This is a genomic window from Streptomyces sp. NPDC055025 (genome assembly GCF_053608565.1).
In genome coordinates, this window is sequence record NZ_JBSGVS010000008.1 from 14127 (window position 1) to 36751 (window position 22625).

18 protein-coding genes are annotated in these 22625 nt (G+C 70.2%); 11 read left to right on the top strand and 7 right to left on the bottom strand.

Features of this window, described 5'->3' with window-relative positions; translation table 11 throughout:
* The first annotated feature begins 384 nt into the window (after positions 1-384).
* From ACWGDX_RS07210 to ACWGDX_RS07235, 6 genes are all read left to right on the top strand, one after another.
* Complete coding sequence (locus ACWGDX_RS07210; protein WP_453623077.1) at positions 385-1146, top strand: DeoR/GlpR family DNA-binding transcription regulator; 762 nt, start codon at positions 385-387, stop codon at positions 1144-1146.
* 291 nt (positions 1147-1437) lie between these two features.
* The gene (locus ACWGDX_RS07215) at positions 1438-2757 is read left to right on the top strand and encodes an ABC transporter substrate-binding protein (protein WP_453623311.1); all 1320 of its coding nucleotides are present in this window, start codon (positions 1438-1440) and stop codon (positions 2755-2757) included.
* The gene (locus ACWGDX_RS07220) at positions 2754-3737 is read left to right on the top strand and encodes a carbohydrate ABC transporter permease (protein WP_453623079.1); all 984 of its coding nucleotides are present in this window, start codon (positions 2754-2756) and stop codon (positions 3735-3737) included. Before ACWGDX_RS07215 ends, ACWGDX_RS07220 begins: the two co-directional genes overlap by 4 nt.
* Positions 3734-4630 carry a carbohydrate ABC transporter permease gene (locus tag ACWGDX_RS07225; protein WP_382857779.1) on the top strand — a complete coding sequence of 299 codons (897 nt, stop codon included), beginning with the start codon at positions 3734-3736 and terminating at the stop codon, positions 4628-4630. Before ACWGDX_RS07220 ends, ACWGDX_RS07225 begins: the two co-directional genes overlap by 4 nt.
* The gene (locus tag ACWGDX_RS07230) at positions 4630-5619 is read left to right on the top strand and encodes a zinc-dependent alcohol dehydrogenase family protein (RefSeq protein ID WP_453623081.1); all 990 of its coding nucleotides are present in this window, start codon (positions 4630-4632) and stop codon (positions 5617-5619) included. Before ACWGDX_RS07225 ends, ACWGDX_RS07230 begins: the two co-directional genes overlap by 1 nt.
* A 50-nt stretch (positions 5620-5669) precedes the next feature.
* The gene (locus tag ACWGDX_RS07235) at positions 5670-6584 is read left to right on the top strand and encodes a PfkB family carbohydrate kinase (protein WP_453623313.1); all 915 of its coding nucleotides are present in this window, start codon (positions 5670-5672) and stop codon (positions 6582-6584) included.
* A 122-nt stretch (positions 6585-6706) separates the two neighbouring features.
* Here the strand turns inward: ACWGDX_RS07235 and ACWGDX_RS07240 are convergent, their stop codons facing one another.
* The 4 genes from ACWGDX_RS07240 to ACWGDX_RS07255 are packed head-to-tail and all read right to left on the bottom strand — an operon-like array spanning position 6707 to position 11270.
* Positions 6707-8062: a GH1 family beta-glucosidase gene (locus ACWGDX_RS07240; protein ID WP_453623083.1), complete on the bottom strand. Its 1356-nt coding sequence runs from the start codon at positions 8060-8062 to the stop codon at positions 6707-6709.
* A 20-nt stretch (positions 8063-8082) separates the two neighbouring features.
* Entirely contained in the window at positions 8083-8943 is an 861-nt protein-coding gene (locus tag ACWGDX_RS07245) for a carbohydrate ABC transporter permease (RefSeq protein WP_382857768.1), read from the bottom strand.
* Entirely contained in the window at positions 8936-9949 is a 1014-nt protein-coding gene (locus ACWGDX_RS07250; RefSeq protein WP_453623086.1) for a carbohydrate ABC transporter permease, read from the bottom strand. The genes ACWGDX_RS07245 and ACWGDX_RS07250 overlap by 8 nt, the downstream gene beginning before the upstream one ends.
* A gap of 10 nt (positions 9950-9959) precedes the next feature.
* Positions 9960-11270 (bottom strand): extracellular solute-binding protein, encoded by a 1311-nt coding sequence (locus ACWGDX_RS07255; RefSeq protein ID WP_363085043.1) that lies wholly within the window; start codon positions 11268-11270, stop codon positions 9960-9962.
* A 142-nt stretch (positions 11271-11412) separates the two neighbouring features.
* Here ACWGDX_RS07255 and ACWGDX_RS07260 point away from each other — a divergent pair, with 142 nt between their 5' ends.
* Positions 11413-12753, top strand: a complete 1341-nt coding sequence (locus tag ACWGDX_RS07260) for an ROK family protein (RefSeq protein ID WP_453623088.1) — start codon at positions 11413-11415, stop codon at positions 12751-12753.
* Between the two features lie 144 nt (positions 12754-12897).
* On the opposite strand, the gene ACWGDX_RS07265 is transcribed toward ACWGDX_RS07260, so the two are convergent.
* Positions 12898-14082 carry a LacI family DNA-binding transcriptional regulator gene (locus ACWGDX_RS07265; RefSeq protein ID WP_453623090.1) on the bottom strand — a complete coding sequence of 395 codons (1185 nt, stop codon included), beginning with the start codon at positions 14080-14082 and terminating at the stop codon, positions 12898-12900.
* Positions 14083-14098: 16 nt separating this feature from the next.
* On the bottom strand, positions 14099-16573 hold the full coding sequence (locus ACWGDX_RS07270) for a glycoside hydrolase family 3 C-terminal domain-containing protein (protein WP_453623092.1): 2475 nt from the start codon (positions 16571-16573) through the stop codon (positions 14099-14101).
* A gap of 235 nt (positions 16574-16808) precedes the next feature.
* Between ACWGDX_RS07270 and ACWGDX_RS07275 the strand changes: the two genes are divergently transcribed.
* Positions 16809-18140, top strand: a complete 1332-nt coding sequence (locus ACWGDX_RS07275) for a transglycosylase family protein (protein ID WP_453623094.1) — start codon at positions 16809-16811, stop codon at positions 18138-18140.
* Here the strand turns inward: ACWGDX_RS07275 and ACWGDX_RS07280 are convergent.
* Positions 18021-19106 (bottom strand): DMT family transporter, encoded by a 1086-nt coding sequence (locus tag ACWGDX_RS07280; RefSeq protein WP_453623096.1) that lies wholly within the window; start codon positions 19104-19106, stop codon positions 18021-18023. The genes ACWGDX_RS07275 and ACWGDX_RS07280 overlap by 120 nt on opposite strands.
* A 265-nt stretch (positions 19107-19371) precedes the next feature.
* Between ACWGDX_RS07280 and ACWGDX_RS07285 the strand changes: the two genes are divergently transcribed.
* The 3 genes from ACWGDX_RS07285 to glgC are packed head-to-tail and all read left to right on the top strand — an operon-like array spanning position 19372 to position 22572.
* The gene (locus ACWGDX_RS07285; RefSeq protein ID WP_453623315.1) at positions 19372-20118 is read left to right on the top strand and encodes a (2Fe-2S)-binding protein; all 747 of its coding nucleotides are present in this window, start codon (positions 19372-19374) and stop codon (positions 20116-20118) included.
* A 43-nt stretch (positions 20119-20161) separates the two neighbouring features.
* A complete protein-coding gene (gene glgA / locus ACWGDX_RS07290; protein ID WP_453623098.1) occupies positions 20162-21343 on the top strand; it encodes a glycogen synthase in 1182 nt (393 codons plus the stop codon).
* 11 nt (positions 21344-21354) lie between these two features.
* A complete protein-coding gene (glgC, locus tag ACWGDX_RS07295) occupies positions 21355-22572 on the top strand; it encodes a glucose-1-phosphate adenylyltransferase (protein WP_453623100.1) in 1218 nt (405 codons plus the stop codon).
* Positions 22573-22625: the final 53 nt, after the last annotated feature.

The following is a 22625-nucleotide window of genomic DNA, read 5'->3' on the forward strand; positions in this document are numbered from 1 at the left end:
GGCCCGCCGCGGATTCTCTCTGTCCGCGCCGGGCGGGGGCGGGGCTTCGGTCCTCGGGCTTCGGACTCGGACTCGGGCTCGGTTCTCAGGCTCGGGCTCGGGCTTCAGGGGTGGCGCGCTGCCGTATACCGGTTCCGATTACGGGAAAAGCGTGTACCGCACCGGGCGCCGAACGGGCACGAGGACGCGTCAATCGGGCAGTGATCCGGGCAACAGCCATCCCGGTCGCTCAGGTGATCAGCGCAAACACCCTTCCCGAAACGGGCATGAACGGGCACAGTCGAGGCTGTGAAGAAGCTGGTCGCAGCCGGTCTCTTGCTTGTACAAACGACCCATGAGCCCGAACGGGTGCTGAGCCGCAGCAAAGCAGGGAAGTGTGTTGTCGTGGACACCGACGAGCGCCGACGAGAAATCCTTGAGATCGCCCGACGAGACGGGTCGGTGGAGGTCACCGCCCTGGCGGGGAGACTTCGGGTCGCCAAGGAGACCGTTCGGCGCGATCTGCACGCCCTGGAGGAACACGGGCTGGTGCGGCGCACCCACGGCGGCGCCTATCCGGTGGAGAGCGCCGGATTCGAGACCACTCTCGCGGTACGGACCACCCGGCTCGTGCCCCAGAAGTCCCGGATCGCGGCGGCCGCCGCGGATCTTCTCGGCGACGCGGAGACGGTCTTCGTCGACGAGGGCTTCACCCCTCAGCTCGTCGCCGAGGCGCTGCCCCGGGACCGCCCGCTGACGGTGGTCACCGCCTCCCTCGCGGTGGCGACCGCGCTCGCCGACGCGGAGAAGATCGCCGTACTGCTGCTCGGCGGCCGGGTCCGCGGCTCCACGATGGCCACGGTCGACCACTGGACCACCCGGATGCTCGCGGAGTTCGTCATCGACCTGGCGTACGTCGGAGCGAACGGCATATCCCGTGAGTACGGTCTGACCACCCCCGATCCGGCGGTCAGCGAGGTGAAGGCCCAGGCCATGCGGAGCGCGCGCCGCCGGGTCTTCGCCGGGATCCACACCAAGTTCGGCGCGGTCAGCTTCTGCCGCTTCGCCGAGGTCGGTGACTTCGAGTCGATCGTCACGGACGCGGGGCTGCCCTCGGCCGAGGCGCAGCGCTACTCGCTGCTCGGGCCGCAGGTCATTCGCGTCTGACCCCACCACGTCCTTCTGTCCCCTCGCGTCCCCTCACATCCCGTCCCGCCCCACCGGGTCACTCGGGTCACGTTTTTCATTGCATACCCGTAACCCCCTTCGTATATCCGTCCCACCCTCCATCCCCTCAAGCAACCCTGGTGCCTTTCCATCCGGCACCCCCATGTCTTCCCACATCTGTCTTCCCGCATCAAACGATCAGGAGAGAACGTCATGCCACTCCAGCCACTCCAGCCACTCCAGCCACTCCAGCAACGGCGCTTCGGTGGAAGCAGCGGAATCCGTGTACGTATGGCCGCGAGCGCCGCCCTGGTGGCCCTGCTCGCGGGGTGCAGCGGCGCGGGCGGCACCTCCTCCTCGGGGGACGACACGCTCAATGTGCTCATGGTGAACAACCCGCAGATGGTGGAGTTGCAGAAGCTCACCGCGGACAACTTCACCAAGGAGACCGGGATCAAGGTCAACTTCACGGTCCTGCCGGAGAACGACGTCCGGGACAAGATCACCCAGGACTTCTCCAACCAGGCCGGTCAGTACGACGTCGCCACCATCAGCAACTTCGAGGTGCCGTTCTACGCGAAGAACGGCTGGCTGCATTCGCTCGACGACTACTCCGCCAAGGACAAGGCCTTCGACCAGGCCGACATACTCAAGCCGCTCCAGGAGTCCCTGACCGCCGAGGACGGCAAGCTCTACGGCGAGCCCTTCTACGGCGAGTCGTCCTTCCTGATGTACCGCAAGGACGTCTTCGAGGCGAAGAAGCTCACGATGCCCGCGAAGCCCACCTGGCAGCAGGTCGCCGACCTCGCCGCCAAGGTCGACGGCGCGCAGGAGAACATGAAGGGCATCTGTCTGCGCGGACTGCCCGGCTGGGGCGAGGTCATCGCGCCGCTGACCACCGTCGTCAACACCATGGGCGGCACCTGGTTCACCAAGGACTGGGAAGCGCAGCTCACCTCCCCGGAGTTCACCAAGGCGACCCAGTTCTATGTCGACCTGGTGCGTGACCACGGCCAGGCGGGCGCTCCGCAGTCCGGCTACGCCGAGTGCCTCAACAACATGACGCAGGGCAACTCGGCCATGTGGTACGACGCCACCGCCGGCGCCGGATCGCTGGAGGCCAAGGGCTCCCCGGTCAAGGGCAAGATCGGCTATGTGCCGGCCCCCGTGGACAAGACGGAGAGCTCGGGCTGGCTCTACACCTGGGCCTGGGGCATGCAGAAGGCCTCCACCAAGACCGAGAGCGCGTGGAAGTTCATCTCCTGGGCGTCCAGCAAGGAGTACGAGAACCTCGTCGGCGAGAAGATCGGCTGGGCCAACGTGCCCGCGGGCAAGCGCGCCTCGACCTACGCCAACCCCGACTATCTGAAGGACGCGGCGGCCTTCGCCGAGGTCACCAAGGAGGCCATCGCCACCGCGAACCCGCGTGACCCGGGCACCCAGCCGCGCCCGACCGTCGGCATCCAGTTCGTCGACATCCCCGAGTTCACCGATCTGGGTACCAAGGTCTCGCAGGAGATCAGCGCCGCCATCGCGGGCAAGAAGTCGGTGGCCGAGGCGCTGAAGACCTCGCAGGCGCTCGCCGAGAAGGTCGGCAAGGAGCAGCAGTGAGCACCTCCGTCAGTACACCCCCGCTCTCCCCGGCCGGCGCGTCGCGCCCCGGCGCCCCACGGCGCGCCGGCCGGCGGGCCTCCGGCCGGGCCCGCGCCTGGGCGACCCGGGCCCCGCTGCTGCCCGCGCTGGTCTTCCTGATCGCGGTCACCCAGCTGCCCTTCGTGGCGACACTGGTGATCTCGGTCTTCGACTGGAACTCGCTCGCCCCCGACGAGCGCGGCTTCGCCGGACTCGCCAACTACGGGTCCGTGTTCTCCGACGCGAGCCTGCGGGAGTCGGTGTTCACCACCGTCCTGCTCACCGCGACCGTCGTGATCGTCAGCGTGGTCCTCGGACTGCTGCTCGCCCTGCTGCTGGACCGCAAGTTCTTCGGCCGCGGCTTTGTCCGCACCCTGCTCATCACCCCGTTCCTGCTGGTCCCCGTCTCGGCGGCGCTGCTGTGGAAGCACGCGCTCTACAACCCCGAGTACGGCCTGTTCAACGGGGCCTGGGCGTGGTTCACCGGACTGTTCGGGGTGAGCGGCCCGGCCCAGCCGGACTGGATCTCGGACATGCCCCTGATCGCGGTCGAGGCGTCCCTCGTCTGGCAGTGGACACCGTTCATGATGCTCATCCTGCTCGCCGGGCTCCAGAGCAGGCCGGCCGAGATCATCGAGGCCGCGAAGCTGGACGGCGCGACCGCCTGGCAGACCTTCCGCTTTCTGACGCTGCCGCATCTGCGCCGCTATCTGGAGCTGGGCGTCCTGCTCGGCTCGATCTACATCGTGCAGAACTTCGACGCGGTCTTCACCCTCACCTCGGGCGGGCTCGGCACCGCGAACCTCCCGTACACCATCTACCAGACCTTCTACCAGGCTCACGAGTACGGACTGGCCTCCGCCGCCGGAGTCGTCGTCGTGATCGGCACGATCGTGATCGCGACCTTCGCCCTGCGTGTGGTCTCGTCCCTCTTCAGTGAGGAGGCGAACCGCGCATGAGTACCCTCTCCGCCCCGCGGACGGCAGCCGCGCGCCCCAGGATCGATCCGTACGCGCCCGCCGCCCGGCGGGCCAGGCGGCGCTCCGCCGGGCTCGGGCTGCTCGCCTGGATCGTCGGTGTCGTCTTCTGTCTGCCCGCGCTCTGGATGCTGCTCACCTCCTTCCACTCGGAGGCGGACGCGGCGACCAATCCGCCCTCCTTCGGCGCGGGGCTCACCCTCGACAGCTACCGGGTCTTCTTCGGCGCGGGAGGCGGCGCGAGCCCCTGGCCGCCGCTGATCAACTCCCTGACCGCGTCCCTGTTCTCCACGGTGTTCGTGCTGGTCCTGGCGCTCCCCGCGGCGTACGCGCTCTCCATCAAGCGGGTGGAGAAGTGGACGGACGTGATGTTCTTCTTCCTCTCCACGAAGATGCTGCCGGTCGTGGCCGGACTGCTGCCCGTGTACCTCTTCGCGAAGAACGTCGGCATGCTGGACAACATCTGGCTGCTCGTCATCCTCTACACCTCGATGAATCTGCCGATCGCGGTCTGGATGATGCAGTCCTTCCTCGCCGACGTCCCGGTCTCCATCATCGAGGCCGCCCAGGTGGACGGCGCCCGGCTGCCCACGGTGCTGGCCCGGGTGGTGGCGCCGGTCGCCGCGCCCGGCATCGCGGCCACCGCCCTGATCTGCTTCATCTTCAGCTGGAACGAGCTGCTCTTCGCCCGGGTGCTCACCGGGGTGACGGCCCAGACCGCACCTGTTTTCCTGACCGGCTTCGTCACCAGCCAGGGGCTCTTCCTCGCCCAGCTCTGCGCGGCGTCCGTCGTTGTCTCCCTGCCGGTGCTCGCAGCCGGTTTCGCCGCCCAGGACAAGCTGGTCCAGGGCCTTTCTCTTGGAGCTGTTAAGTAATGAGGGCAGCGATCGTCGAAGCCGTCGGCAAGGTCTCCGTCACGACGGTGCCCGACCCCGCCCCGGGCCCCCGGGATGTGGTCGTGTCCGTCGCGTCGTGCGGCCTGTGCGGCACCGATCTGCACATTCTCCAGGGGGAGTTCGCGCCCACCCTGCCGATCGTGCCCGGTCACGAGTTCGCCGGTGAGATCGTGGAAATCGGCTCCGACGTCACTGAACTGGCCGTGGGCGACAAGGTGGCCGTCGACCCGTCGCTGTACTGCCACGAGTGCCGCTACTGCCGGGCCGGACGGGGCAACCTGTGCGACCGGTGGAACGCGATCGGTGTCAGCAAGCCCGGCGGCGCCGCCGAGTACGCCGTCGCGCCCGTCGCCAACTGTGTCAAGCTGCCCGACCACATCGACGTACGGGACGCGGCGCTGATCGAACCGCTCTCCTGCGCCGTTCGCGGATACGACGTCCTCAGCTCCACGCTCGGCGCCGAGGTGCTGATCTACGGCTCGGGGACCATGGGGCTCATGATGCTCGAACTCGCCAAGCGCACCGGCGCCGCCGCCGTCGACGTCCTGGACATCAACCCGGAGCGGCTGGCGACGGCGAGCAAGCTCGGCTGTTCGCGCACCGCGGCCTCGGCGGAGGAGTTCGACCGGCCGGGCGGCTGGGACTTCGTGATCGACGCCACCGGGAACGCGGGCGCCATCCAGGACGGTCTGGGCCGGGTCGCCAAGGGCGGTACCTTCCTCCAGTTCGGGGTCTCCGACTACGCGACGACCGCGGTCATCGAGCCGTACCGCATCTACAACCAGGAGATCACCATCACCGGCTCCATGGCGGTGCTGCACAGCTACGAGCGGGCCGCCGCGCTCTTCGCCACCGGTGTGCTCGACCCCGCGGTCTTCATCAGCGACCGGATGCCGCTGGAGGAGTACCCGCAGGCCATCGAGCGGTTCAAGGCGGGCCAGGGCCGCAAGATCGTGGTGGAGCCGTGACGCGAGCCGTGACGCGGGAGCGGCCGGTCCGCGAGGGCGCCGTCCTGGTGATGGGGGAGGCGCTCATCGACCTCGTACCGTCACCGGAGGACCCGGCGGCCTACCGCGCCGAACCGGGCGGCGCCCCCGCCAATGTCGCGACGGGGCTCGCCCGGCTCGGTACGCCGAGCTGGTTCGCGGGCGCGCTCGGCGGAGACGGCTTCGCGCGGATGATCGAACAGCGGCTGGTCTCGGCCGGTACGGAGCTCGGACTCTGCGCGCGCTCGGAGCTGCCCACCACGCTCGCGGTCGCCGACCCGGGCCCGGAGGGCACCAGTTACCACTTCCATCTCCAGGACACGGCGACCTTCCGGCTGCCGGACCACTCCGCCGAGGCGGACCGGTTCGCCGCGGTGTACGCGGGCGGTGTCGCCGCCGTCGTCGAACCGGCCGCCGAGGCCGTCGCGTCCACCGCGCGCGCCGCCGCCGCGCGCTCCCTGCTGGTGGTGGACCCCAATGTGCGCGAGGACCGGACCATCGACCCGGAGACGGGCGCCCGGCGGCTGCGCGAGCTGTGCTCGCTGGCCGATGTCGTCAAGGCCAGCGACGAGGATCTGGAACGGCTCTGGCCCGGCACCGGCCCCGACGAGACCTGCCGGCGGCTGGCCGCGGAGGGCAGGCTCGTGGTGCTCACCCGTGGCGCCAAGGGCAGTACGGGATACGCGGGCTCCGCGGAGCCGGTGTCCGTTCCCGCGGTGCCCGTCGAGGTGGTCAACACCATCGGCGCGGGAGACGCCTTCATGTCCGGTGTTCTCCACTGGCTGATCGCCACCGGGGCGCACCGGGAGGGGGGCGCCGCCGCGCTGTCGCCCGACGAGGTGGCGCGGATGCTGGGCTTCGCCTCCCAGGTGGCCGCCTCGGTGTGTGCCCAGACCGGTACGGAACCATCGAAAGACATTGATATCCACCCTTATCTGAACCAATAACACCGGGGGTCCTCACCCCCCCAACGGCCGGAGCCACCGTCCCCCTCCCCAGGGCGGTGGCTCCAGCCGTTCACACGTCAGGCGTCAGGCGTCACGCGACGCGCGCGGTGCCCGTGACCGTGTCAGGCCGCCTCGCGGTTCCTGCCGGACAGGGCGCGGATGATCTCCGCGTAGCGGTGGCCGCTGCCCTTGATGGTGCGGCGCTGCGTCTCGTAGTCCACGTGGACCAGACCGAACCGCTTGTCGTAGCCGTACGCCCACTCGAAGTTGTCCATCAGCGACCAGGCGAAGTACCCGGCGAGCGGGGCGCCCTTCTCCACGGCGCGCGCGCAGGCGGCGAGATGCTCGTCCAGATACCGGGCACGCTCGGGGTCGTCGACGGTGCCGTCCGCCCGTACGGTGTCGGGGAAGGCTGAGCCGTTCTCGGTGACGAAGATCCGCTGCGCGCCGTACTCGTCCTTCAGCCGGAGCAGGAGCTGCTCCAGACCGTCGGCGTGCACCTCCCACCCCATGTGGGTGTGGCGGGCGTCCGGCACGTCCACCTGACGGGCGAACGGCGCCGGGCCCGCCGGGTCGTCCTCGACGATCTGGCGGAAGTAGTAGTTGAGCCCCAGCCAGTCCAGCGGCGTCGCGATGGTCTCCAGATCGCCGGCGCGCACCGGCAGATCCACCCCGTACAGATCGAGCATGTCCTGCGGGTAGCCGCGGCCGTGGATCGGGTCCAGCCACCAGCGGTTCGTGTGACCGTCGGCACGGACGGCGGCGGCGCGGTCCGCGTCGCTGTCGCTCGCCGGCTCGATCGGGCTGAGATTGTTGACGATGCCGACCCGGGCGTCGGAGGAGGCCGCGCGGATCGCCTGCACCGCGAGTCCGTGCCCGAGGTGGAGGTGGTACGAGGTGCGCACGGCGGCCGTCAGATCGGTCAGCCCGGGGGCCATCGTGCCGTCGAGATGGCCGATCCAGGAGGAGCAGAGCGGCTCGTTGAGGGTCGCCCAGTCCTTCACCCGGTCACCGAGCCGCTCGGCGACGGCCGAGGCGTACGCCGCGAAGTGCTCGGCGGTGTCCCGGGAGGGCCAGCCGCCGCGGTCCTGGAGGATCTGCGGCAGATCCCAGTGGTAGAGCGTGGCGAACGGGGTGATGCCCGCCTCCAGCAGACCGTCCACCAGCCGGTCGTAGAACGCGAGTCCGCGCTCGTTCACCGGTCCGTCACCGCCGGGCACGATCCGCGGCCAGGCGATCGAGAACCGGTACGCGTCCACACCGAGCTGCTTCATCAGCCCGATGTCCTCGGGCACGCGGTGGTAGTGGTCGCAGGCCACATCGCCGTTGTCGTTGTTGTCGATCTTGCCCGGAGTGTGCGAGAACGTGTCCCAGATGGAGGGGGTACGGCCGTCCTCGGCCACGGCTCCCTCGATCTGGTACGCGGCGGTGGCGACGCCCCAGGTGAAATCGTGGGGGAGGGCGTTGAGGTCGTTCACGGACTGCCTTTCTGAATGGGTCACTTCACGGCGCCCGCGGTCAGGCCGGCGACGAGGTAGCGCTGGAGAAGAAGGAACCCGATGACCACGGGCACGCTGACGACCAGCGAGGCGGCCATGATCTGGTTCCAGTAGACATCGTTCTGGGTGGCGTACCCCTGGAGACCGACGGCCAGGGTCCTGGTGGTGTCGTTGGTCATGACGGAGGCGAAGAGGACCTCGCCCCACGCCGTCATGAACGCGTAGACGGCGACGGCGACGATGCCGGGTACCGCGGCGGGCACCACCACCTGGAAGAGCGCGCGGATGGGCCCCGCGCCGTCCACCATGGCGGCCTCGTCCAGCTCCCTGGGGATCGAGTCGAAGTACCCGATCAGCATCCAGATGGAGAACGGCAGCGAGAACGTCAGATAGGTGAGGATCAGACCGCCGCGCGAGCCGTACAGCTCGACGCCCGTGCTGTTCCCGATGTTCACGAAGATCAGGAACAGCGGGAGCAGGAAGAGGATACCGGGGAACATCTGGGTCGAGAGCACCGTGACGGTGAACACCCGCTTGCCGCGGAAGCGGTAGCGGCTCACCGCGTACGCGGCGAACACCGCGATCACGACGGAGAGCACGGTCGCGGAACCGGCCACGATCAGCGAGTTCACGAAGTACTTCGCGAGCGGGACGGTCTTCCAGATGTCGAAGTACGGACGGATCGTGAGGTTCGTCGGGAACCACTGGAACTTGCCCGACACGTCCTGGAGCGGCTTCAGCGAGCTGCTGACCATCACATAGACGGGCAGCAGCGCGAAGGCCGCCAGCAGTGTGAGAACGACGCGGCGCGTCCAGATGAACGACTGCGGCGGTGCGATGGGAGACCTGGGCCTAGGCATCGGAGCCCTTCCTTCCCCGTGAGGTGACGAGCAGATAGACCGCCGTGACGATCAGCAGGAAGAGCAGCAGCAGGACGGACATCGCGGATCCCGAACCGAAGTTCCAGGTGACGAACGACGACTGGTAGATATGGATCGAGATCAGATCCGCCGCTTCCGGGGCCGACTTGCCGAACAGCACATAGGGCGTGTTGAAGTCGTTGAACGTCCACAGGAACAGCACGAGCACCAGCACCTGGTTGACCGGGCGCAGCGACGGCAGTGTGATCTTGCGGATCTGCTGCCAGATGCCCGCTCCGTCGATGGAGGCGGCCTCGTAGAGATCACGCGGGATGTTCTGGAGGGCCGCCATCAGCATCAGGAACGCGAAGGGCCAGGACTTCCAGAGCGAGACGATGACCAGCGCGACGAAGCTGTTGTTGCCGATCAGCCAGAACGACGGCTCGTCGGTGAGGCCGAGCTGGTCGTGCAGTACGTGATTGATGATGCCGTTGTCGTGCTGGAACATGAACGCCCAGGTGATGACCGCCGCGTACACGGGCAGGGCGTACGGGACGAGGAAGATCGTCCGCAGGATGCTCCGGCCGCGGAAGTTCTCCTGGAGCATGATCGCCGCTGCCACACCGAACAGCCAGGACAGTCCGACGGAGAGCACGGTGAAGGCGCAGGTCACCAGGAACGAGTGGAGCAGCGCCTGACCGATCGGGGCATCGAAATCGATGGCGATCTTGTAGTTGTCAAAGCCGGCGGAGGGCGAATTGCCCCAGTTCCTGATGAAGAACTGGGTGAGCTGCCGGAAGCTCACCCAGATCCCGATCACCATCGGGATGATGTGGATGAGCAGTTCGAGCACGACCGCGGGCAGCAGCAGGAGATAGGGCAGACCGCCCTGACGGATCCGGTCGGGGATGCGCAGCAGACGACGTGGTCCGCGCGCACCCCCGTTCTCCGTCTTCTCCGATGTGCCCGCCTTGCGCCCGGTACTGGGTGTCACGGTGGCGGTCATGGAGAAAGCCTCACTGTGCCATCTGCTGCTGGGCCTTGGTCAGGGCCGCCTTGACGGATTCGGTGGTCACCGGCTTGCCGGCCGCGGCATCGGCCCACAGCTCCTTGACGGCCGTACCGACGGTCGTCTCGAACTGCGACTCGTTCGGGACCTGGGGGAGCGGGGCGGCACTGGTGGCCAGCGTGTCACGCAGGACCTTCAGATCGGGCGCGGCGAACGCCGGGTCCTCCTGGGCGGCCTTCACCGGCGGGATCGCGCCGAACGTCTTGTTGAGCAGCTTCTGCTCTTCGTCGCTCGTCATGAACTTGACGAACTTCTTGGCGCCGTCGACGTTCTTGGTGTTGTTGAACACCGCGATGTTGATACCGGCGACCATGGAGTTGGTGTTCTGGCCGGCGCCCGGGGTACCGGACTGGACCGGAACGGGGGCGACGCCCCAGTCCTCGGGCTTCATGCCCTGGGAGGCGAAGGTCGAGGCCGCGGCCTGCCACAGCACCATGGCGGTCTTGCCCTTGGAGAAGTCCTGGAGGGACTGGTTCTGGGCGTACTCCGCGTTGCCCGGAGCGATGATCTTGTCCTTGGCCATGAAGTCGACGTACTGCTTCACCGCGGCGACGGCGCCGTCGGAGGTGAAGGTCGGCTTGCCCGCCTTGTCGAAGAAGTCGACACCGTGCTGCTTACCGAGCACGAAGACCTGGTGGATGTTGTTGGACAGGTTGCCACCCTCGGCGCCCAGTGCCCACTTGCCGTCCTTGGAGATCTTCTTGCCGTCGGCGACAAGCTGGTCCCAGGTGGCCGGAGGCTGCGTGATGCCGGCGTCCGCGAACATCTTCTTGTTGTAGTAGAGCGCGTAGGACAGCGAGTACAGCGGCACGGCGGCGGGGTCCTGACCCTCCGCGCCGGCCGAGGCGACCGCCGAGTCGACGAACCGGTCCCGGCCGCCGATCGCGTCGAAGTTCTTCTGGTCCCACGGCAGCAGCGCGCCCGTGGCCTGGAGGGAGGCCGACCAGGTGTTGCCGATGTTCAGCACGTCGGGGCCCGCGCCCGACGTGGTGGCGGCGAGGATCCGGTTGAGCAGATCGGACCACGGGATGACTTCGAGCTTGACCTTGATCCCGGTCTGCTCCTCGAACTTCTTGAGTTCGGGAGTGAGTATCTTCTTGTCCGCCTCGATGTTGGGCCCCTGGTTGGATGCCCAGTACGTCAGGGTTTTGGGTGATTCGTTACTTCCACCCTCGCTGGAGGAACCGCCACCGCAGCCGGCGACGGCGGTGAGGGCACTGGCGACGGCTACTGCTGCTGCGGCTCTGATGGTGCGCATGTGAGATGGCCCCTTTCCGGGGGTGGCAGCGTTCGAGAGTCGAACGGCCTCCATGACTTAATTTATGACGTGATTTAAGAGCTGAGAGAAGGTCGCGTCAAGGTCTGGGACCGGGGTATGTTGCGTCCACGGAAGGAGCACCATGGGAGAGCGCGGCAGACGGACGGTGCGTGACCTGCGAAGGGACAACCGTGCCAGGGTTGTACAACGGTTGTATTTCGACGGTCCGCTGAGCCGCCAGGAGCTGGGTGCCGCCACCGGACTGAGTTCAGGTTCTATCAGCAACGTCGTTGCCGAACTCGCCGCCGAAGGCCTTCTGGAGGAGGCGGGAGTCGTCGATTCCGACGGCGGACGCCCCCGTACACTGCTGCGTGTCGCCCCCGGCGGGGGACTGCTCATCGGAATCGACATCGGTGAGACACGGGTCCGTGTCGAGCTCTTCGATCTCTCCCTCACGGAACTGGCCCGTACCGACCGGCTGCTGGCCCAGCACGGCTACGACGTCGAGCGGATCGTCTCCCATGTCTGTTCCGGTGTCGCCGATGTGCTGCGCGACGCGGGCGTCGATCCGGAGCGGCTCCTCGGTATCGGTATCGGGGTCCCCGGGATCATCGAACGCGGTGGGCGGGACGGGGCCGTGGTGCACGGCCAGACCATCGGCTGGACCGCCGTCCCCTTCGAGAAGCTGCTGCGCGCCGTCCTGGACGTACCGTCCGAGGTGCCGCTCTTCATCGACAACGGGGCCAAAACCCTCGGACAGGCCGAGATGTGGTTCGGCGGCGGCCGGGGAGCCGGCACGGCCGCGATCGCGCTCATCGGCTCCGGGGTCGGCGCGAGCGTCATCCACGGCGGCGCGCTGGTCGAGGAGAGCGGCCGTGGCAGCGCGCTCGAATGGGGCCACACCACCGTGCACATGGGCGGACGCCGCTGCCGCTGCGGCTCCATCGGCTGTCTGGAGGCGTACGCCGGAGCGGAGGCGATGCGCGAGAGATGGTACGAAGCGGGCGGACCGCTCCCGGACGACGCGGACGACGAGACCGCGCTGGCGGCGCTGCTCGAAGCGGCCTTTCCCGAGGACGACGGCATCGAGCCCGACCCGGTGGCCGTGTCGCTCCTCGACGACACCGCCAGATGTCTGGGCGCGGCCGTCGCCGATCTGATCAATCTCTTCCTGCCCGAGCGCATCCTGCTCGGCGGCTGGGCGGGACTGCTGATCGGGCCGCATCTGCTGCCCGAGATCCGGCGCCACGCGGAGGCGTACGCGCTCCGGCACCCGGCGGAGCGCACCACCATTGAGCTGGGCCATCTCGGCCCGGACGCGGTGACGGTGGGGGCCGCGACGCTGCCCCTCGCCGCGTTCCTCGCGCGCGGCGGCAGCCGTCCGAGGCTGCCGGGGCCGTCCCAGGAACCGGACCCGGGCGGCATCTCCGTGTCCCGCCGCTGGCATCGTGCTTCGACGGTGGCGGAGGAGCCGGCGGGCTGAGTGGGCCGACGTCGCCGGGTTTATGACGGATCGATGAAATGCTACAACTTGGGCGACTTTGGTTGAAATGCCCGTTTGATCCGGCCCGAATCCGTACCCATGGCCTGACGGAGAGCCGGGCAGGGCGGGTGGGAGGCCGTCGGGTCAGGCCGAGCCGCGCACCACCAGCGACGGTTCGAAGATCACCGACGTGACCGCGTGGTCCGGGCCCGCCAGCCGGTCCAGCAACAGCCGGGCCATCTCCCCCGCCATCTCCTCCACGGGCTGTCTGATGGTGGTCAGCGGCGGCCGGCAGGCGAGCGCCGCGCTGCTGTCGTCGAAACCGACCACCGCGACATCCTCCGGCACCCGCCTGCCGTGTTCACGCAGGACATGGCACGCGCCCACCGCCATCAGGTCGTTCGCCGCGAACACACCGTCGAGATCGGGGTGTTCCGCGAGGAGCCGCTCCATCGCCGTCTCCCCGCTCTCCTGGGTGAACCGCCCCTCGGCGATGGGGATGTAGGGATGGCCCCGCCGCGCCATCGTGTCGCGGAAGCCCGCCAGCCGGTCCTGGCCCGCGGGCACGTCCAGCGGACCCGTGATCGTGGCGATCCGCCGGCAGCCGCGTGCGAGCAGATGCTCGGCGGCCAGCCGCGCCCCGTCCTGATGGGCGAGATCGACATAGCTGATTCGGGCGGGCCGGGCCGGGCGCGCGTAGAGGACGGCGGGCAGCCCCGCGTCCGTGATCAGCGCGGGCAGCGGGTCCTCGGCATGGGTCGACACGACGAGCGCGCCGTCCGCGTTGCCCTGGCGAAGATACGAGACGACCTCGTCACGGGTGCGGGAGGTCTCGGCGAACATCAGCACCGGATACATCCCCCGGGGCCGGAGGTAGTTGACGACCCCCGCCACCACCCGGCCGAAGAACGGGTCGGCGAAGACCCGTGCGGTGAAAGAGCTGTTGGCGCCGTCCGGACCGGCCGCGCCCTCGCTCTCGTCCGCCGCCGCGCCGGGGGCGGTGTCTCTCGTGTCCCGCGGGGCCGGTCCGGCGGCGGAGCCACCGGCCGAGCCGTTCGCCGCGCTGTCCGCCGATTCCCCGTCCGAGTCGTCCCCGGCTCCCGAGACCACCAGCGCGATCGCGTCCGCGCGCCGGGTGACCAGTGAGCGGGCCGCGCGGTTGGGCGTGTAGCCGGTCGCGGCCACCGCCTGCCGTACGGATTCCTGTATCGCCGGGTCGACATTGCGGACGCCGTTGACGACCCGCGAGACCGTGGCGCGGGAGACACCGGCGGCTCGCGCCACATCCTCCAGGGTGGGTGCGCCTGCCGGTCGCGGGTCTTCCGTCATGACCCCCTTTATAGCATCAGCGGAGAGCGCTCTCCGTGGTTGCCCCTGGTGAGCGCGGTGGCGCCGGGGACAGTGTGACCGGCGCCCCGAGCGGCAGATCCCCGGCCGAGCGTCCGCCGTGCAGGGTGTAGTCGCCAGGGGCGCACTCCCAGCGGTGGTGCTCCGTCGACCAGCGCGCCGGCGCGCGGCCGTCGACCCGTACCACCGCGACCACCTCCTCGCCGGGCTCCGCGACGACCGCCGTATATCCGACCAGCCTGTGCGCCGGCGGTTCCGCCGGTCCGGGACCGGACAGATAGAGCTGTACGACCTCGCGTCCGCGCCGCCCGCCCGTGTTGCGCAGCCGTACACGGACGTCGAAGGGCTCACCCGCGCCCACCGTGTCCGGTGCCTCCAGCGTGCCGTACGACCAGGTCGTGTAGCCCAGTCCATGGCCGAACCAGTACGCGGGCGCGGCGTCCGATCTCAGCCAGGCGCGGTAGCCGACATACGGCCCCTCGGCGTAGACGAGTCTGTTCTCCTCGGGCCGGGTACGGAGCACGGGGACGTCCTCCCGCGCCGCCGCCCAGGTCGTGGGCAGCCGGCCGCCGGGCTCGGAGCGTCCGAGGAGCACATCGGCGAGACCGTCCCCCGCCTCCTGCCCGGGGAACCAGGCGAGCAGCAGCGCGGGCACCTCCGCACGCCAGGGAAGGGTGACGGGAGCGCCCGCGTTCACGATCACCACCGTCCGCGGATTGGCCCGCGCCACGGCCCGTACCAGCTCGTCCTGACCGTCCGGCAGCGCGAGCGAGTCCCGGTCGCGGCCCTCCGACTCGCTCTCCTCGGTGGTGCCGACGACGACCACGGCGACATCGGCGTCCCGCGCCGCCGCGACGGCCGCGGCGAGATCGGCCGCCGGGTCGCCGGGCGGCGGGGCGGCGGCCAGCACCGTGGCCACCCCCGTGCCGGGCGCGAGCCCGCGCCGGGCGACCACCTCCACCTCGGTCCCGGCGGTCAGCGCGACCCGTACGGAGCGGTAGGGCGGGGCGACATGGATCCGCGTCGGATCGTCGGAGTCCAGCGGGAAGGTGCCGTCCAGCACCGTGCGTCCGGCGACGGACAGGGTCACGGGTCCCCAGCCGCCGACCGCGAGCGTCCAGGCGCCGTCCCGGTCCGGGCGGATCAGCGCCCGGATCTCCACCGTCTTTGCCCCCGGCACCCGGGCGGGCTCCACGATCCGCCCCGACAGCCGGTGCTCCGCGTGGAGTTCGCTCCCGCCGGCGTCCAGCAGGCGTACCAGCACGCCCGGTTCGCCGTCGCGCGGATCACGGGTCCAGTTCCGCTCCAGGGGCCTGGGCAGAGCGCCCGGCGGCAGCCCCGGGACATGGGTCACCTCGGCCGATCCGTCCAGCGCGGCGGTGATACCGGCCAGCGGCGAGACCACGGAGGCGGGGAACACCTCGGCGCTGCCGCCGCCCTGGATACGGACCGCCGTGGCATGGGGGCCGATGACCGCGACGGAGCGTGTCCCCGCCGGGTCGAGCGGCAGCAGCCCGCCCTCGTTGCGCAGCAGGACCGTCCCCGCCGCGACCGCACGGCGCAGCAGTCCGCGCGGGTCCGCCGCCGGAGCCGACGGCCGCCGTGCCACGGGCCGCTCGCCCAGCGCGCCCACCCGGTCGGCGAGCCGCAGCAGTCTGCGTACCTTGTCGTCGATCCGTGCCACGGGGACCAGCCCCTCCCGCACGGCGGCGAGCAGCCCGTCGGCCCAGGGGCTTCCTGGCCCCGGCATCGCCAGGTCCTGCGCGGCGCGCGCGGTGTCGAGCAGCGAGCGGACCGCGCCCCAGTCGGAGATCACCGCTCCCGTGAAGCCCCACTCGCCCTTGAGCGGTTCGTCCAGCAGCGGTCCCGCGGCCATCGTGACCCCGTTGACCCGGTTGTACGCGGACATCACCGCCCAGGCCCCCGTCTCGACGGCCGTCTCGAAGGGCGCGAGATACACCTCGCGCAGGGTCTGTTCGCCGACCTGTACGTCGACGGTGAGCCGGTCGGTCTCCGCGTCGTTGGCGACGAAGTGCTTGGCGGTGGCCGCCACTCCACCGCCCTGGACGCCCCGGATGAGCGCGGCGCCCGTACGGCCGGTCAGCAGCGGGTCCTCGGAGAAGCACTCGAAGTGGCGCCCGCCCAGCGGCGACCGGTGCAGATTGAGGGTGGGGGCGAGCAGCACGTCGACCCCCTTGCGCCGGGCCTCCGCCGCGAGCAGCCCGCCCAGCTCGGTGACCAGCTCCTCGTCCCAGGAAGCCGCGAGCGCGCTCGGGGAGGGCAGGACGAGGGAGGTGTCCCGTTCGTCCCAGGCGTCGCCGCGCACCCCGGCGGGGCCGTCGGAGAAGGTGAGGGCGCGCAGTCCGAGGGCCGGTTCCGGATGCGTACGCCAGTTGCTCGCGCCGGTCAGCAGCCGCACCTTCTGCCCGAGGTCGAGCTTCTCCAGCAGATGGCCGATCTCTTCCTCGGTCATGGGTGACCCCCTTCGCCCTCCAGCGGGAGAGCGCTCTCCCATTGGCTCGGCCAAGACTCGCGGGAGGGCCTGCGCGCTGTCAATGGCGGACCCGGTCCGGGCCGCTGACCGGGCAGGACACCGGTCGACCGAACCGGGTTGCTGTCGCCGGTAGTTGAGGTCTTGTCACGGTGCGTACCCAGCCCGTAAGTTGTCCGGTTGCGACGTGTCCTACAGCCAGTGGGGGAGCCCAGTCATGGCCGCAAACGGTCGGCACCGCAGGTATCAGCCGAGCCGAATCAACCGCGCATCGCTGACCGTTACGGCGAGCGGCGCGGGGATGGCACTGCCGCTCATCGCCGCGGGGTCGGCGCACGGGGCGTCGGTGGACGTCTGGGAGAAGGTCGCGGCCTGTGAGTCGACGAACAACTGGCAGATAAACACCGGTAACGGCTACTTCGGCGGGCTCCAGTTCACCCAGTCCACCTGGGAGGCGTACGGCGGCGGGAGCTACGCGCCGCGCGCCGATCTGGCCACGAAGGACCAGCAGATCGCCGTCGCGGAGAAGGTGCTCAAGGGGCAGGGCCCCGGCGCCTGGCCCAACTGCTCGGGCCCGGCCGGACTGACCCGGGGCGGCGACGCGCCGGACATCGGCCCCGAGCGGACCGGCGACGGCGGCAACGCGCCCCAGGCCGCGAGCGAGAGGACGAGCGGCCCGCTCCGGACGAAGAGCGAGCAGAGCCGGCAGACCGAGCAGACCCGGCAGAAGAGGCCCGCGTCGCCCACCACCGTCCCGACCCAGCGCGAGGGCTACACCGTGGCGCGCGGGGACTCGCTCTCCGCGATCGCCGTCGAGGAGTCCGTCAAGGGCGGCTGGCAGCGGCTGTACGAGGAGAACCGCCGGCTCATCGGCACCGACCCCGATCTGATCTTCCCGGGCCAGAAGCTCGTCCTGCATGTCCTGGCGCCCCCGAAGGGCGGCGGCACCGCGCGGCCCGAGGAGAAGGCGAAGCCCGTACCGGCCGAGAAGCCGAAGCAGACGGCCCAGCAGAAGCAGCCGGAGAAGCCCCGGCAGGCGGCGGCGAAGCCGAAGCAGGCCGAGAAACCCAAGCAGGCCGAGAAGCCGACGCAGACGGAGAAGAAGCAGCAGGCCAAGGCACCCGCCCGCGCCGAGAGGCCGAAGACGGCCGCGGCCACCGCCCCCGTCTCCGCCTCCACCGGGACCCAGTACCGCCAGAGCGGCTCCTGGGCCAGCGGCTACCACACGGGTGTGGACTTCCCGGTCCCCACCGGCACCTCGGTGAAGGCCGTCGCCGCCGGACACGTGGTCTCGGCCGGCTGGGCGGGCTCGTACGGCTATCAGATCGTCATCCGGCACGAGGACGGCAAGTACAGCCAGTACGCGCATCTCTCCGCGCTCAATGTGCGCGAGGGCCAGCAGGTCGGCGGCGGCCAGCGGATCGCGCGGTCAGGATCGACCGGTAACAGTACGGGACCGCATCTCCATTTCGAGATGCGTACGGGGCCGGACTACGGGTCCGACATCGATCCGCTCGCCTATCTGCGGGCCTTGGGCGTCAGGCTCTGAGGGAGCGTCCGGGGCCGGGGCCGCCGTGCTGCCGCCTGCCCCGGCCGCCCCAGGACGGCCCGCCCCGGGACGGCTCGGGTGACCGGAGGCCTTCCGGGCGGCCGACGGCGCCGACGGCGCTCCGGGTCCGCCCGCCCGCGAGGCCCCGAGCCGCTCCGTGGTGAGCATGATCAGCCCGCCCGCGGCGACCACACCGGAACCCAGCGCCAGCACCGTACCGAGGACGCCGTACCGGAACTGCTCGCCGAAGAGCGTCAGGCCCACGGTCGCGGCGACCACCGGATTCATGACGGTCACCGTCGCCAGCGGGGCGGCCAGCCCCGCGCCCCGGTAGGACGCCTGGGAGAGCAGCAGCCCGCCGACCGCGAGGACCGCGATGATCAGCAGGCTCGGCAGCCGCACGCTCGGTGCATCCGAGGTCCAGTCCACCGTGACCGTCTTGGTGAAGACCGAGGCGATACCGAACGCGACCCCGGCCGCGCCCGCCAGCAGCACGCTCCGTACGGCCGGCCGGCCCACGAGCTGCGCGGCGAGGAAGAGCACACCCACTGCGCCCAGCGTGGCCGCGGCCAGAACCAGCCGCTCCCCGCCGTCCAGCGTGCGGGTGTCGCTGCCCGAGGTCAGCGCGAGCAGCCCCGCCAGCCCCACGCTCGCCATGAGCGCGCCGCGCCAGGCCACGCGGCCGGCCTTCCGGCCCACGAAGAGCGCCGCCAGGGGCAGGGCGAAGACGATGGTGAGCGCGCCGAGCGGCTGGACCAGGCTGAGCGGTCCGTACGCCAGCGCCACGACATGGAGTGCCGCACCCAGACCGTTCAGCACCACGGCCGCCCACCACACCCCGTGGTGCAGCGGCGCGTAGGGGCGGTCGGGGGTGTTCGCCGCGACGCGCTCCTGGAGGATCGCGCCGGTCGCGTACGCGACCGCGGAGACCAGGGAGAGCAGCACGGACAGGGCGAGGGCACTCATGCCTCCCACGATCTCTCGTTCGTGTGTTCAGGGCGTCGTCCTGGAGAGGTCAATCCGGCGTACTGCTGTCGTAGTACGAGGTGGAAGAGGATGTCCTCCCATGGAGGGTCGCCCAGGTCAGCGCCGGATGGATGGCCATGGGCGACGATGTTCCCGGTACGCCGGGACCGGTCGCGGGCCGTCGCGACACCGGGAAGAAAATCACGGACAGTGAGGGAGAGGGTGCGGAGTGGATCAGCAGGACCCGCCGGACCGTATCGGTCCCGTGGCACTGGCGGAGATCGGCTCCGTGGGCGGATTCTTCGCCCTGAGGACCGGTGCGCCCGGTGCCGCGCACGTTCCGCTCGCCCAGGTGTACGAGGGTGACCACGCCCCGCTGACGGCGCGGGTCGACCGGGTCGCGGCCCGGCTGCGCGCTCCCGAACGCCGGATCGCCGCCTCCGTCGCACAGCTCGGTCTCGCCGCCCGGCTCTGGTCGATCGCGCTCGGCGGCGCCGTACTGGCGGGCGCCGTGCCCGATCTGGATCCGCGCGGGCTGTCCTGGGACCCGGATCTGACCTCGCCCGACGATCTCGTCCTCACCGGAGTCCCGGCCGGAGCCGTGAGCGGAGCCGTCACCGGGGCGCGGGCGCTGCCCGCCACCGCCGCGAGCGTGCGCGAGGTGGTGCAGTACGGCCATCTCGTACCTCTCGCCGAGGCCCTGCGGCGCGACGGACGGATCTCGCCCCGGCTTCTGTGGGGCAACGCGGGCTCCGCCCTCGCCGGCGCCGCCCGGGAGCTGAGCGCCTGGGGAGAGCGGAACGGCCGGCCCGGGGTGGCCGAGCGGACCGGCGCCCTGGCGGCGGAGCTTTTCGGCCATCCCGATCTGCGCGCCACCGGTGCCACGGTGGCCGGATCCTTCAGACGGCGCAGCTGCTGTCTCTATTACCGCTGCCCGGCGGGCGGGCTCTGCGGGGACTGCGTCTTCGACCGGCCGCCGTCGCGCTCTTCCGTCCAGGCCGAATCCGGGTGACCATGACAGGGCTGCGACCGCCAGGTTGGGAACGGGGGATGGCGTGAAAGTCGGCCTGCTCACGCGCGAATATCCGCCGGACGTCTACGGGGGCGCGGGCGTCCATGTGGAATTCCTGGCCCGGGAGCTGCGCTCCCTGACCGATCTCGAAGTGCACTGCTGGGGCACGGGCGGGGAGCCCGTACCCGCGGGGGACGGGGGAGTGGTCCGGCACCGGGCCGCCCCCGCGCTCGACGGGGCCAATGACGCCCTGCGCACCTTCTCCGTGGATCTGTCGATGGCGGCGGCGCTCGACGGGCGCGAGCTGGTCCACTCGCACACCTGGTACGCCAATCTGGCCGGCCATGTCGCCAAGCTGCTGTACGGCATCCCCCATGTGGTGACCGCGCACTCCCTGGAGCCGCTGCGCCCCTGGAAGGCGGAACAGCTCGGCGGCGGTTACGCCCTGTCGAGCTGGGCCGAGCGTACGGCCGTGGAGGCCGCGGACGCCGTCATCGCCGTCTCCCGGGGGATGCGCGACGACATCCTCGCCTGCTATCCCGCGCTGGACCCCGGCCGGGTGCATGTCGTGTACAACGGCATAGACACCCGGCTCTACCGTCCCGACCACGGCACCGCCGTACTGGACCGGATCGGTCTCGATCCCGAGCGGCCCTACGTGCTCTTCGTCGGCCGGATCACCCGGCAGAAGGGCGTCCCGCATCTGCTGCGTGCCGCCCGCGCGCTCGACCCCGGCGCCCAGCTCGTGCTCTGCGCGGGCGCCCCGGACACCCCCGAGATCGGCCGGGAGTTCCGGGAGCTGGTCGAGGAGCTGGGGCGGACCCGGGACGGTGTCCACTGGATCCCCGAGATGCTGCCGCGCCCCGAGGTGATCCAGCTCCTCACCCATGCCACGGTGTTCGTCTGCCCCTCGGTGTACGAGCCGCTCGGTATCGTCAACCTGGAGGCCATGGCCTGCGGAACGGCCGTCGTCGCCTCGGCGGTCGGGGGTATCCCCGAGGTCGTGGACGACGGGACGACGGGACTGCTCGTGCCGTACGACGAACGCCGTCCGGAGGCCTTCGAGTCGGGACTCACCGAGGCCCTCAACCGGGTGCTCGACGACCCCGAGTCGGCGGCGCGGATGGGGGCGGCGGGCCGGGAGCGCGCCGTCGGCGCGTTCGGCTGGGACCGGGTCGCCCGCCGTACGTACGAGGTGTACCAGGAGCTTCTCAAGTCCGAATAGAGGGAGCGGCGATGCGTGGCGGACCTTCGGTGCTCGGGATCGTACTGGCGGGTGGCGAGGGCAAGCGCCTGATGCCGCTCACCGCGGACCGGGCCAAACCAGCGGTGACCTTCGGCGGTACGTACCGCCTCGTCGACTTCGTCCTGTCGAATCTGGTGAACGGCGACATCCTGCGGATGTGTGTGCTGACGCAGTACAAGTCGCACTCGCTGGACCGCCATGTCAGCACCACCTGGCGGATGTCCAGTCTCCTCGGGAACTATGTGACACCCGTCCCCGCCCAGCAGCGGCTGGGCCCGCGCTGGTACCTGGGCAGCGCGGACGCCATCCTCCAGTCGCTCAATCTCGTCCATGACGAACAGCCCGACTACATCGCGGTGTTCGGCGCCGACCATGTGTACCGGATGGACCCGCGCCAGATGCTCCGGCAGCACATCGAGAACGGCGCGGGTGTCACCGTCGCCGGGATCAGGGTGCCGCGCGCGGAGGCCTCGTCGTTCGGGGTCATCACCCCGGCCTCGGACGGCACCCAGGTGGAACGGTTCCTGGAGAAGCCGTCCGATCCGCCGGGCCTGCCGGGCGACCCCGACCGTGTCTTCGCCTCGATGGGCAACTATCTCTTCACCACCAAGGTCCTCGTCGACGCGCTGCACCGGGACGCGGAGGACGAGAACTCGGTGCACGACATGGGCGGTTCCATCCTGCCCATGCTCACCGAGCGGGGGATGGCCCAGGTCTACGACTTCCAGGACAACCATGTGCCGGGCGAGACCCCCAGGGAGCACGGCTACTGGCGCGATGTGGGCACGCTCGACTCGTACTACGACGCGCACATGGATCTGATCTCGCACCAGCCGGTGTTCAATCTCGACAACCGCCGCTGGCCCATCTACACCCACCCCGGCCAGCTGCCGCCCGCGCGCTTCGTGGCGGGCGGGATCGCCAGCGACTCCATCGTCGGACCCGGGTGTGTGATCCGCGGTCAGGTCACCGGCTCCGTGCTCTCGCCGGGTGTGGTGGTGGCGGAGGGCGCGGTGGTCCAGGGCTCCGTGCTGCACGACAACGTACGGATCGGGCGCGGGGCGGTGGTGCGCGGCTCGATCCTCGACAAGAACGTGGATGTGCCGCCCGGCGCGACGATCGGTGTCAATCCCGGGCGCGACCGGGAGCTGTACACGGTCTCGGGGAACGGGGTCATCGCCCTGGGCAAGGGACAGCGGGTCGTCTGACCGGCCCTGCCCTGCCCAGTCCTGCCCCGAATTGACCTGACCTGAGCTGAATT